Annotated in this window: 10 protein-coding genes and 1 tRNA gene; 5 read left to right on the top strand and 6 right to left on the bottom strand. The window is 63.5% G+C overall.

Features of this window, described 5'->3' with window-relative positions:
- Positions 1-42: 42 nt before the first annotated feature.
- Entirely contained in the window at positions 43-1,314 is a 1,272-nt protein-coding gene (locus tag X760_RS61490) for an ABC transporter substrate-binding protein (protein ID WP_023720573.1), read from the bottom strand.
- A 106-nt stretch (positions 1,315-1,420) separates the two neighbouring features.
- On the opposite strand from X760_RS61490, the gene X760_RS61495 reads away from it, so the two are divergent.
- Positions 1,421-2,293 (top strand): helix-turn-helix domain-containing protein, encoded by an 873-nt coding sequence (locus tag X760_RS61495; protein ID WP_023720574.1) that lies wholly within the window; start codon positions 1,421-1,423, stop codon positions 2,291-2,293.
- A 15-nt stretch (positions 2,294-2,308) separates the two neighbouring features.
- Here X760_RS61495 and X760_RS61500 read toward each other — a convergent pair whose 3' ends face one another.
- The 3 genes from X760_RS61500 to X760_RS61510 form a co-directional block, all read right to left on the bottom strand.
- Positions 2,309-3,547 carry a Xaa-Pro peptidase family protein gene (locus X760_RS61500; RefSeq protein ID WP_023720575.1) on the bottom strand — a complete coding sequence of 413 codons (1,239 nt, stop codon included), beginning with the start codon at positions 3,545-3,547 and terminating at the stop codon, positions 2,309-2,311.
- Between the two features lie 316 nt (positions 3,548-3,863).
- Positions 3,864-4,202, bottom strand: a complete 339-nt coding sequence (locus tag X760_RS61505) for a hypothetical protein (protein ID WP_023720576.1) — start codon at positions 4,200-4,202, stop codon at positions 3,864-3,866.
- Positions 4,203-4,480: 278 nt separating this feature from the next.
- Positions 4,481-4,555: transfer RNA gene (locus X760_RS61510), tRNA-Gly, on the bottom strand.
- 307 nt (positions 4,556-4,862) lie between these two features.
- Between X760_RS61510 and X760_RS61515 the strand changes: the two genes are divergently transcribed.
- From X760_RS61515 to X760_RS61530, 4 genes are all read left to right on the top strand, one after another.
- Positions 4,863-5,360, top strand: a complete 498-nt coding sequence (locus X760_RS61515) for a prolyl-tRNA synthetase associated domain-containing protein (RefSeq protein WP_023720577.1) — start codon at positions 4,863-4,865, stop codon at positions 5,358-5,360.
- A gap of 101 nt (positions 5,361-5,461) precedes the next feature.
- Positions 5,462-6,454: a thioredoxin gene (trxA, locus tag X760_RS61520; RefSeq protein WP_023720578.1), complete on the top strand. Its 993-nt coding sequence runs from the start codon at positions 5,462-5,464 to the stop codon at positions 6,452-6,454.
- A 163-nt stretch (positions 6,455-6,617) separates the two neighbouring features.
- Complete coding sequence (locus tag X760_RS61525; RefSeq protein ID WP_023720579.1) at positions 6,618-7,289, top strand: LON peptidase substrate-binding domain-containing protein; 672 nt, start codon at positions 6,618-6,620, stop codon at positions 7,287-7,289.
- A gap of 205 nt (positions 7,290-7,494) precedes the next feature.
- Positions 7,495-7,731: a Trm112 family protein gene (locus tag X760_RS61530; protein WP_023720580.1), complete on the top strand. Its 237-nt coding sequence runs from the start codon at positions 7,495-7,497 to the stop codon at positions 7,729-7,731.
- 90 nt (positions 7,732-7,821) lie between these two features.
- Here X760_RS61530 and X760_RS61535 read toward each other — a convergent pair whose 3' ends face one another.
- Both X760_RS61535 and X760_RS61540 read right to left on the bottom strand, forming a co-directional pair.
- Complete coding sequence (locus tag X760_RS61535) at positions 7,822-11,124, bottom strand: error-prone DNA polymerase (RefSeq protein ID WP_023720581.1); 3,303 nt, start codon at positions 11,122-11,124, stop codon at positions 7,822-7,824.
- On the bottom strand, positions 11,121-12,084 hold a 964-nt coding region (locus tag X760_RS61540; protein ID WP_023720582.1), incomplete at its 5' end, for a DUF6504 family protein. The genes X760_RS61535 and X760_RS61540, both read right to left, overlap by 4 nt.

The following is a 12,084-nucleotide window of genomic DNA, read 5'->3' on the forward strand; positions in this document are numbered from 1 at the left end:
GCAAGCGCCCGGTAACTGACTCTGGGATCATTCCGTGTCAGATCACGACTTGACCGGCAGGCCGGTCGCCGCGGCGATCTGGCTTGCGGCATCGTCGAGCGCTGCCTTGGCGTCGGGATAGCCGCCGGCCAGATATTTGGTCTGCACCGCGCGGATGATGATTTCGGCGTCGCTCTGGAACGGCGTACCACGGCTGGGGACGACCTTGGGCAAGGTGCCGAGGATGTCCTTCCACACGGCTTGGCCACCCCAATAGGGCAGGCCTTCGGAGACATAGGGGTCGTTGAGCGCCGAAATCAGCGACGGCACCAGGCCGAAGCCTTTCAGCATGGTGATCTGGCCCTCATTCGTCCCTAGCGTGTATTTCAGATAGGCGTAGGCGGCTTCCTTGTTCTTCGACACCGAGGTGATGGCGAGCGAGGAGCCGCCGAGATTGGCGGCGTGCGGACCGTCGGCGGTCAGGCTCGGCATCAAATAGACGCCCCATTTGCCTGTCCCATCGGGCGATTCGGTGCGCACGGTGCCTTCATACCAGCCGCCATACATCTGCGTGGCGACCTTGCCGGCGGTGTTGTTGGTGATCTTGGTGCTCCAGTCGGCAGAGGAAATGATGCCGGCGTCCTTCATCTCCTTGATCTTGGTCATGGCATCGACGCATTTGGGCTGGTTGACCGTGATCGATTGACCATCGGCGGAGAAGTAGGCGCAGCCCTGCTCGTTGGAGATCATGCGGAAGAATTCGGAATCGCCGTTGAAATCGGCGTTGGTCATCGTGACGCCGGGATTGGCGGCCTGGATCTTCTTGGCGGCAGCGATGAAATCGTCCCAGGTCTTGATCGAGGACGGATCGACGCCGGCCTTCTCGTAGAAGTCGCGTCGGTAGAACATCGCCACCGGCCCCGAATCCCACGGCATCGCATAGGCCTTGTCGTCCACCTCGAGCTCGGTGCGCTTGAAGTCGGGGAATTTTGCCTGGTCTTCCGCGGTGTAGCCGAGCGTGTGCAGGTCGACGAAGCAATCCGGGAACTGGCTCCAGTAGTTTTCCGCTTCGCCGTTCTCGATCGTCACGATGTCCGGCAGGCCCTCGCCACCGGCGGCACAGCCGGCGATCGACTTGTCGTAGGTCGGCTGGTTGCCGAGGTCCTCGACCGTGACCTTGATGTCGGGAAACTGCTTGTTGAAGCCCGCTATGGTGGCCTTCAGCGACGAAGCGGCGATATTCCAGCTCCAGATCGTGATTTCACCGGACTGCGCAAAGGCCGGGCTGGAGCCCAAGGCAAGCGCGAGCGCGGCGCAGGTCAATTTTATGCGCATTGAAATCCTCCCATTTCAGTTGCTCTCTGTTTGCGAGCGTGGCTAGACTAGGCCTCGGGAAAGCCTTGTCCGCGACAAAGGGAATAAGAAATGAGCGGAAAGTAAGATGCCGGAAAGGCCGTTTTACCAGCCTGGCGCCAGCAGCGTGGAGGGCCTGCCGCTGCTGCTGCAGATGTTTCACACCCAGCCCCTGGTGATGCTCAAGCCGCATTGGCACGCCCAGGTCGAGGTGAATTTCATCGTGCGCGGGGCCGTGCATTACCGCATGGACGGGCACGAGCTTTCGCTCTCTGCTGGCGACATGTGTCTGTTCTGGGGCGGCCTGCCGCACCAGATGGACGAAGCCTCCGACGATGCCATCTATGCCGGCGCGCATCTGCCGCTGGTGCATTTCTTCCGGCTGCATTTGCCGGTCGACGTCCGCAACAGGCTGATGACGGGCGCGACGCTGGTAACCGACGCCACCGACCGGTCGGACGACCACAATTTCGAGCGCTGGAACCGCTATGCCCGCTCCGGCGACCCGGTCAAGGCCGAGCATGCCGTCAACGAGCTTTTGCTGCGGCTGGAGCGGGTGCGCTTCGAGCCTTACCGGCTCGCCCCCGAAACCCCGGTCGAACAGGAGATAGGCAGTCCCTTCGATCAGCAATCGCTGCGCAATGTCGGGCGCATGTGCGACTTCATCGCCGAGAATTTCCTCTACGAGATCGATTGCGTCGACATCGCCGCGGCGGCCGACATCCATCCCAAATACGCCATGAGCATCTTCAAGAAATCGACCGGCATGACGCTCAACGAATATGTGAATCTGCTGCGCCTCAGCTACGCGCAGGCGCTGCTGATGCATCAGGATGCCAATGTACTGCGCGTCGCCATGGAATCGGGCTTCGGCTCGCTCAGCGCCTTCAACAAATCGTTCCGCAAGCTTGCCGGCATGTCGCCGTCGGATTTCCGCAGGGGCGTGGCCGGCGCCAGGTAAGGGCACCGGCTGGATTCAGCCTATAGTCCCCAGGCGCCTCGGCAAGCGGTTCATCGGCAGCGGCCCGTTCGCGGTGATCAGGAACTGGTCTTCGAGATTGAAGCTGGCGAGACCGTCGATGTAGAGCGGGATCTCGAATGCCAGCACCATGCCAGCTTCGATCACGACATCGCTGTCGGCCGAGATGAACGGCCATTGCTCGGAAAACACGGAATGGCCGACGCTGTGGCCGAAATGGCCGCGGCGATAGGAACGCAGGCCCTGGCGCGCCAGGCTTTCGCTGGCGGCGCGATGCACGCCGGCGAACGGCTTTCCGGGCATAAGCGCGGCAAGCCCATCGGCGAAGGCGCGCTCGGCTATCGCATGCAATTCGGCCTGTTCGGGCGACGGCGGCCCGAAGGTGAAATTCCTCGACATGTCGGAGGCATAGCCGTTCACGCTGCAGACCATGTCGGCCTTCAGCGGATCGCCGGCGGTGGCTGCCACATCGGCGCTTTTGGGCCGAGCGCCCAGTGTGACGTATTCCGCCGTCGAGATTTGCAGCGAGGACCCGGCGGCTGCTTCGGCGACGCCTTGCCGGTAGAGCGCGACCAGCTCCGACTGACGCATGCCGGTCGCCGCATGCTGCTGCAGTCGCGACAGGCCGGTTTCCGACAGGACGATGCCCTGCCGCAGAAGGTCGATCTCGCTTTGCGATTTGATTGCCCGCAGCCTGTCGAGGATCGGCGAGCCGTTGACCAGGGCCGTGCCGGGCAACATCGCCTGCATCGCGGACAAATCGCTGGCCGAGACAAAATCCAGCTCGATGCCGAGCGTTGCACGCTCCAGCCCGAATTCGGCGAGCATCGTCTTCAGCTCGCGGACAGAGCGGGCAAGCTCGAAGGTCGCTGGACGTGCAAAACCGGGGGCGCGGCCAACCAGGCCGGCCTCGATGCGCTGCGCAACGGGCCGGCCGGCCGTCGCCGGCTCAAGCGACGCGGATTCGATCCAGATCGGATGCGTGCGCACCACGGCATCCGCCACCGCCGCCCGGAGCTGGGCAGCCTGGAAATCGGCAACCACTACGCCGATCGGCAGGTCGTCTCGTCTCGGGATGACCACGAAACCGGCGCCGGCCCGGCGGAACAGGCCGGCCGGGCCGATCCAGGCGCCGGTGGCATATTGGAATGCCTCAGGCTCGCAAAGCACCAATGCCTCGATATTGGCACGCTGCATCAGGTCTGTTGCGCGTTCTCGGTCGACAAAGCCCGTCACGGGATCTCCTCGCATGCAATCGAATCCGACGCCGATGCGGCGGCGTTTGGCCTCAGCGTAGCTTCAGGGCCGCTGTGGAGCAGCTTTTTTCTGGAAGCGCTGTTGACCTGCCGACCCTAAAAGCGCGTTGCGTTCGACCGGCCTCATGCGACGCGCTTCAGGTTCTTGTTTCATGCATGTCGGTGTCGCAAAACCGCTGCACAGTTTTGCGCGACATGCATCAAAGGCCTTGAGAGTTCGAACGCCAGGCGGGGAAACGAAAAAAAGCCGCGGCGAACCACGGCTTTCAACGCGACAAGTTGTCAGTTTCGAATGCTTACTCGGTTTCGTCAGAGGTGTCGTCGGCAGTGTTTGCCGCGTCTTTCGCGGCCTTCCTATCCAGCGCTGCCTGCAAGGCCAGGGTGGCCTGCGGTGAGGCCGGTGTCGTGGCAACGACCGCCATTGCATGAGCAACTCCGGTCGTCGACTTGTCCTTGGCCGCGGCCGAGGTGGCGGCTCCGTGTCCCTGCGAGCCGGCCCCAGCCGAGTTTCCGCCGTTGCCGTGGCTGCCGCCATTGCCGTTCCCGCCGCCATTGCCGCCGGGGGCAGCGAGGACCGGAGACGCGACAAGGGTGAGAGCGGCCGCCGCTGCGAATAGATAGGTGCGCGTTTTCATAATTCCTCCTTCGAGTGGCCCTCCCGCCAGGATGGGTTCCAGTGAGAAACGTGAGGACTTTCCAAAGTGGAGCCCGCTGTCCAACAAGTTCCGTTCAAATAGAGCATTCTGCAAGACGGACCTTGGTCCGAGGACGACACGCAAAAGTCCTGAATTCTATCTGCAGCGTACTTGGCGCGACCGCAGCGCCTGCTGGCAAGTGCGACCTGTGCCGCCCAAATGCGAAAAAGCCGCGGCGGACCGCGGCTTTTCGATGCTTGATTTCCCTTGAGAGAAACTGGAGCGGGTGAAGCGATTCGAACGCTCGACCCCAACCTTGGCAAGGTTGTGCTCTACCCCTGAGCTACACCCGCTCGCGCGGCTTTCGGGCCGCAAGCCGCGCCTATATGGCTGAAGAGCGCGGCGATTGCAACAGGGAATTCGCAGGCTTTTTGCTTCGCCGGCAATGCGGACAAGCCGTCCCGCGACACGTCGCAAGGCAATCACCCCTGCATTGCGCGACGGGCTTGTCTTGGCCGCATCATTGGCCGTAAACGGCGTAGGCCGAACAAGCCGTTGAAAGCGGGCCATCAGAAGAAAGACCGATGCCGAAGACCGAAGCCGACCTTTTCGCCTTTCTTGCCGGACTCGGGATCGAGGTATCNATCAGAAGAAAGACCGATGCCGAAGACCGAAGCCGACCTTTTCGCCTTTCTTGCCGGACTCGGGATCGAGGTATCGACACAGCGGCATCCGCCGCTGTTCACTGTCGCCGATTCGCAGGTGCTGCGCGGCGAGATCGCCGGCGGCCACACCAAGAACCTGTTCCTCAAGGACAAGAAAGATAATTTCTTCCTGGTCAGCGTCGGCGAGGAGGCGGTGGTCGATCTAAAGCAGATCCATCATCTGATCGGCGCCGCGGGCCGCGTGTCTTTCGGCCGGCCGGAGATGCTGATAGAGCTTCTCGGCGTCGTCCCGGGCGCGGTCACCGTTTTCGGGCTGATCAACGACACGGAGCGAAGGGTCAAGGTCGTTCTCGACGAGGAGCTGATGAGCCATGCTGTGGTCAACGCCCACCCGCTGACCAATGAGGCGACGACTTCCATCGCCGCCACGGACCTGGTCAAATTCGTCGAGGCAACCGGACATGATGCTGTTATCTTGAAAGTCTCGGCATGATCGCCACATGGGTGACTGAGACCGGGGTGACTGAAACCGGGTTCTGAAGAAGGATGTTGCGCCCGTCCCTTGGCCGGCGGCGCGACCGAAAGGGCGACGAGATGAGCGATAGCAACCCCTTTGGCGGGCCATTTGGCAGCAATGGCGGTCAGTATGCCACCACCGTGCAGTATGGCGGCACCGATGCCGCGCGTGAGAAGGTCGCACTTGCGGAGGTGCCGGCCGACGTCATCAGGGACACCACGACCGCTGGATTTGCCGCCGACGTCATCCAGGAATCGCGCCGCCAGCCGGTGCTGGTCGATTTCTGGGCGCCATGGTGCGGCCCCTGCAAGCAATTGACCCCGCTGCTGGAAAAGGCGGTGAAAGCCGCCGGCGGCAAGGTCAAGCTGGTCAAGATGAACATCGACGACCATCCATCGATCGCCGGCCAGCTCGGCATCCAGTCGATACCGGCGGTCATTGCCTTCAAGGACGGCCAGCCGGTCGACGGCTTCATGGGCGCCATTCCCGAGAGCCAGATCACGCAATTCATCCAGAAGGTCGGCGGCAAGGATGGTGGCGCACCGCAAGTGGCCGAGGCGCTGGCCGCGGCCGCCGAGGCGCGCGAGGCCGGTGACGTGCAGACCGCGGCCGACATCTACGACGCTATCCTGGAACAGGCGCCGGAGACGATCGAGGCGATCGCCGGCTTGGGCGATCTGCTGTTCGAGGCCGGCGATACCGAAGGTGCCGATGCGATGCTGGCGCGGGCGCCGGAGGCAAAGAAGGATGCGCCGCAGCTCGCCGCGCTGCGCGCCAAGATGGCGCTCGCCGCGCAAGCAGCAGTGCTCGGCAATCCGGCGGAACTGGAACGGCGGCTGGCCGAAAATCCCGGGGATCACCAGGCGCGGTTCGAGCTTGCGATGATCCAGAACGCCAAGGGTGATCGCATGGCGGCGGCCGACAATCTGCTGGCGATCATCAAGGCCGACCGCTCGTGGAACGACGATGGCGCCAGAACCCAGTTGCTGCAGCTCTTCGAGGCATGGGGCATGACCGACGAGGCAACGCTGTCGGCACGGCGCAAACTGTCGTCGCTGCTGTTTTCCTGAGCCGGCGCAGACTGTTTTGTCCGGCGGGCTTGCGGTCGGCGGCGGCTGCGCCAGATTAGGTTTTCGGACGGCATTCGATTTCGGGTTTCCGGTGTCGCGCCTTGTGCCGGCCGGGAGGAGACGGGTTTGGTGCGCTTCCTGACGAAGCGATCGGAGGATTGAGGTGCAGGCGGGAAACGCGCATTACCGACTCGCTGCGGACTTACCGTCGACCATGCCGATCTTTCCGCTTGAGGGCGCATTGCTGCTGCCGGGAGGCCGCATGCCGCTCAACATCTTCGAGCCGCGCTATCTGCAGATGGTCGATGAGGCGATCGCCGGGGCGCGGCTGATCGGCATGATCCAGCCCAGCCTCGACGGTGCGCTGCGTCCCGACGGCGAGCCGGAACTCTGCAATGTCGGCTGTGCCGGGCGCATCATCGCGCTGTCCGAGAGCGGCGACGGTCGTTATCTGATTTCGCTGCAGGGCGTGTGCCGGTTCCGCATTGTCCAGGAACTCACCGTCAGGACGCCGTTTCGCCAGTGCCGGTTGGCACCCTTTCTCACCGATCTCGACGACGACCAGGCGGAAGCCGAGATCGACCGGCCGGCGCTGCTCAAAGCGTTTCGCGCCTATCTGCAGGCCAACGATCTGGAGGCCGACTGGGAAAGCGTCAGCCGCGCCGAAAACGCCATGCTGGTCAACGCGCTGTCGATGATGGCGCCCTACGGGCCGGCCGAGAAACAGGCGCTGCTCGAAGCGGCCGATCTAAAGACACGTGCCGAAACGCTGATCGCCATCACCGAAATGGCGCTGGCGCGCGACAATGAGGATTTCGGTTCGAGTTTGCAGTAGGCTCTTGCCTTCTCCCCTTGTGGGAGAAGGTGGATCGGCGCGTAGCGCCGAGACGGTTGAGGGGTGCTGGACGGAGTGCCGTCGGTGCCAAGCTGGAACACCCCTCATCCGACCGAGATTCGCTCGGCCACCTTCTCCTACAAGGGGAGAAGGGAAGTCCGCGCGCGAAACCCCGAAGCGGTTGCCTTGTGGAAGGACGGATCGAATGGCGGATGGACGTGACGGGAACAGGACTGTCGATCCCAAGCTGCTGGAACTGCTGGCCTGCCCGCTGACCAAGGGGCCGCTTGCCTGGGATCCGGAGCGCGGCGAGCTTGTCTCGCGGGTGGCAAAGCTTGCCTATCCGGTGCGGGACGGCATTCCTATCATGCTGCCATCGGAGGCGCGGGTCATCGCCATAGACGATGCCATGCCACCGCCGCGCCTGGGTGGCTCGGAATAAGGGCCGCTCCGCAGCGATCCTTCGCGCGCCCCTCTGTCCTGCCGTCATCAAATTCCGCACCGCAGCAACGCTCTGACGAAGACAGGGGGCCTATTGAAAATTGCGTCCCTTGGGCATGACCTTCTCCGCCTTTCCCAATAATTCCGTTTGCGCGATGCTGCCCGGCCGAGCCTCGTCTGTACGGCTCGAAGGCTCAGGTCCTGCCTCTTCCAGCAGCACCGACAGCCACGGCGTCAGATCCTCGACCTTCTCGGCGACGATATGGATGACGTCCGATTCCGATTGCAGCTTGCCGGTGACGCGGATGAGACGTGCGCCCATGACGATGGGGCGGAAGCGGTCGAAAGTCCTTTCCCAGAAAATGATGTTGGCGACCGCATTCTCGTCTTCCAGCGTCAGGAAAATCGCCTTGCCATTGCCCGGCCGCTGCCGCACCAGCACGAGGCCGGCGACCGAAACGCGCCGGCCGTCCCGCACCTGGCCGAGCCGCGCATTGGGCGTGACGCCGGACCGATCCAGCCTTTGACGCAGGAAGGCGACCGGGTGCGCCTTCAGCGACAGGCCGAGCGAGCGGTAGTCGTGGACGACGTGCTCGCCGAGCGGCATTGTCGGGAGCCGGGTTTCAGGCTCGAGATCGCGCAAGCGGATCGCCGGCTGATCGAACAGCGGCAGCTTTTCGGCGGCACTCTTGCCGTCGAGCGCGCGGACCGCCCATAGAGCGTCGCGGCGGTTCAATCCAAGCGAGCGGAAGGCGTCGGCCTGCGCCAGCTTTTCGATCTCGTCGACGTTGAGGCCCGAGCGCAGCCAGACATCGCGCACGGATGTGTAGCCGTCGCCGCGCCTCACCACAAATGCTTCCATGCGCTCCTTCGACAGGCCTTTGACCTGGCGAAAGCCAAGCCGGACGGCATGGCTGGTCCGGATGACACCGCGCATTTGAACATGGCGGTCGAGAATGCGGGCCGGATCGAAAGGCGATTGCTCCAAGGCGCAATCCCAGCCGGAAAAGTTGACGTCGACCTCTCGGATCTCGACGCCATGATCATGCGCGTCGCGGACAAGCTGAGCCGGCTGGTAAAAACCCATCGGCTGGGAATTCAGAATCGCGGCGCAGAACACGTCGGGATAGAAGGTCTTGAACCAGCAGGAGGCATAGACCAGCAGGGCGAAGGAGGCGGCATGGCTTTCGGGAAAGCCGTATTCGCCAAAGCCCTCGATCTGCTTGAAGCAACGCTCGGCGAAGTCTTTTTCGTAGCCCTTGGCAACCATGCCGTCGACCATCCTCTTGCGGTAATTGCCGATCGTGCCGGTGCGCTTGAAGGTGGCCATGGCGCGGCGCAATTCATCGGCCTCGCCCGGCCTGAAGCCGCCGGCAACGATGGCAATCTTCATTGCCTGTTCCTGGAACAGCGGCACGCCCAGCGTCCTGCCGAGTATTTTTTCCAGTTCCGGCTTCGGGTATTCGGGCTTTTCCTTGCCTTGCCGGCGGCGCAGATAAGGGTGGACCATGTCACCCTGGATCGGGCCGGGCCGCACGATTGCCACCTCGATGACGAGATCGTAGAAGTTTTTCGGCCGCAGCCGCGGCAGCATCGACATCTGCGCGCGCGATTCGATCTGGAAGACGCCGATCGTGTCGGCGCGGCAGATCATGTCGTAGACATGTTTGTCCTCGGCCGGGAGAGTGGCCAACACATAGGGTTGGCCATATGCGTCCCGCGCCTCGGGATAATGATCCTGGAGCAGGGTGAAGGCGCGCTGCAGGCAGGTCAGCATGCCGAGCGCCAGCACGTCCACTTTAAGGATTTTCACCGCGTCGAGGTCGTCCTTGTCCCACTCGACCATCTTGCGCTCGTCCATCGCCGTCTTGACGATGGGTACGATCTCGTCGAGCCGGTCCCTTGTGATGACGAAACCGCCGACATGCTGCGACAAATGGCGGGGAAAGCCCATGATCTCGTTGGCGCATTCGATCACATGCCTTGTCGAGGGATCGGTCTGATCGAGGCCGCCGGCTTTTGTCTCCTTTTCGCCGAGCTCCGAGGTCGACCAGCCCCAGATCGAACTGGACAGCGCGCTCCGGACGTCGTCCGACAGGCCCATCGCCTTGGCCACTTCGCGCACCGCAGAGCGGCCGCGGTAGCTGACGACGGCGGCGGCCAGCGCGGTGCGCTTGGTGCTGTATTTGGAATAGATGTACTGGATGACCTCCTCGCGCTTTTCATGCTCGAAATCGACATCGATGTCGGGCGGCTCGTTTCTTTCTTCGGAAATGAAGCGCTCGAAAAGCGTGTCGATCTTGTCCGGGCCAACTTCGGTGATGCCGATGCAGAAGCAGACGATCGAGTTGGCGGCGGAGCCGCGCCCCTGGCAGAGAATGTTCTGGCTGCGGGCGAATTTGACGATGTCGTAGACAGTCAGGAAATAGCGCGCGTAGTTCAGGCGCTCGATCAGAGCGAGCTCCTCCTCGATGCGCTGCGTCACAAAAGCGGGCACGCCCGAGGGGTAGCGGATGGCGGCCCCCTCCTTGGCCAGCCTTTCCAGCTCGGCCTGTGGCCCGAGGCCCGATTCCGTCGGCTCGTCGGGGTAGTTGTATTGCAGGTCACTGAGCGAGAAGCTCAGCTCGCCGGCAAAACGCAGCGTTTCCGCCAGCGCTTGCGGATGCCTGCGGAAAAGCCGTGCCATCTCCAGCGGTAGCTTTAAATGACGCTCGGCATTGGCCGCCAGTTCCAGCCCCACCTCGGCGACGGGCACATTGAGGCGGATCGCCGTCAGCACGTCCTGCAGCGGGCGCCGTTCCGACGTATGGTAGAGCACATCGTTGGTCGCCATCAGCGGGATGCCGGCCAGTTCGGCCATCGCCGCCGCCTGCTCGATACGGAAGCGGTCGCTGCCGCGGTAATCCGGCGAAACCGCAAACCGCAGGCTTTCGCCGAAGCGATCCGTGAGCCGGCTAAGCACAGCAAGGCTATCGGCCGCGCCCGTCGACACATCCGGCAGGATGGCCAGCGACAAGAGATCGCCCCATTCGAGAAGATCGCTTTGTTTGAGAAGCGTTGCTCCCTTTTCGTTTTCGTCGCGCAAATTGGCCTGCGTCAGCATGCGGCAGAGATGGCCCCAGCCCTTGCGGTTCTGCGGGTAAGCGAGAATGTCCGGCGTGCCGTCGCAAAATACCAGGCGGCAGCCGGGATGATAGGAAACACCCTCCACCTTGGCCTGCTGCCAGGCGCGCACGACGCCCGCCACCGTATTGCGGTCGGCGAGCCCGATCGCTGAAAACCCCATGAATTTCGCCGCGACCACCAGCTCCTCCGGTTTCGAGGCGCCGCGCAGGAACGAGAAGTTCGACTGGATGCCGAATTCGGCATAGGGAACGGCTGTCAGCGCATTCATGCGAAGACTCCATGCATGAACCAGCGCGGAGCGGGCTGCGAGGCGCCGTAGAGGCCTTGGCGGTAAAGCCAGTAACGGCGGCCGTCGGCATCCTCGATGCGGAAATAGTCCCGGGTCGGCGCATCTTCCCGTCCCGCCGCCTCTCGCCACCATTCAGGCGCAATGCGCTCCGGCCCTTCGGCGCGCGCGACCCGGTAGAGCGCGCGCCGCCAGCGGAAGTTCAAAGGTGGGCCTTCCGGCATTTCGGTGGCCGGCACCTCGATCGGCTCGGGCGAACGGAAAAGCCGGATCGGCCGTTCCGGCTGGAAGACGGTCGTGGGAGCATCCTTCACCTTGTCCGGCTGCTTCGGCGGCGAGCTTCTCTGCGGCGCTTCGGCGAAGGGAATGGCGGCGACGGCGCGCTCCGGCAGATGGCTCTCGACGGCGACCGGCTTCAAGACCGCGCCTTCGCCGAGCCGGGCGCGGATGCGGTCGGCAAAAAGCGCGATGTCGGCGCCCCCGTCGTTCGTCTCGCCGGCAAGGTCTGCCTGCTGCATGTCGAAGGCGGCGGCGGTCAGCACCGAGAGGCGCACGAGATCGAAACCATAGCCGGCGTCGATATCCTGTTCGAGCGCGGCAAGCCTTTCGTGAAACAATTTCTGGATCAGCAGCGGCTCGCGCAAAGGTCGCGAGGTGCCGACGGCGATGCGGCTGACGCCGCCATCGACGCGAAAGAGCAGCAGCGCCAGCCGCCTTGCGCCCTCGCCGCGACGCTCGAGGTCCTTCTTCAATGTGGCCGCCAGCATGCCTGTCAGCTGCTCGATGTCCTCGGTCAGCATGATCGGCTCGGCGAGGTGGCGTTCGACCGAAAGCGGCGCGACCGGCAGGCGCGGCGACACGGCTTCGTCGAGGCGGCCGAGCGCCTGGTCGAGGCGCAATAGCAGCGATGCGCCGAAGCGGCGGGCCAGCGGCGCGCGCGGT

Source organism: Mesorhizobium sp. LSHC420B00 (assembly GCF_000503055.1).
Classification (GTDB): Bacteria; Pseudomonadota; Alphaproteobacteria; order Rhizobiales; family Rhizobiaceae; genus Mesorhizobium.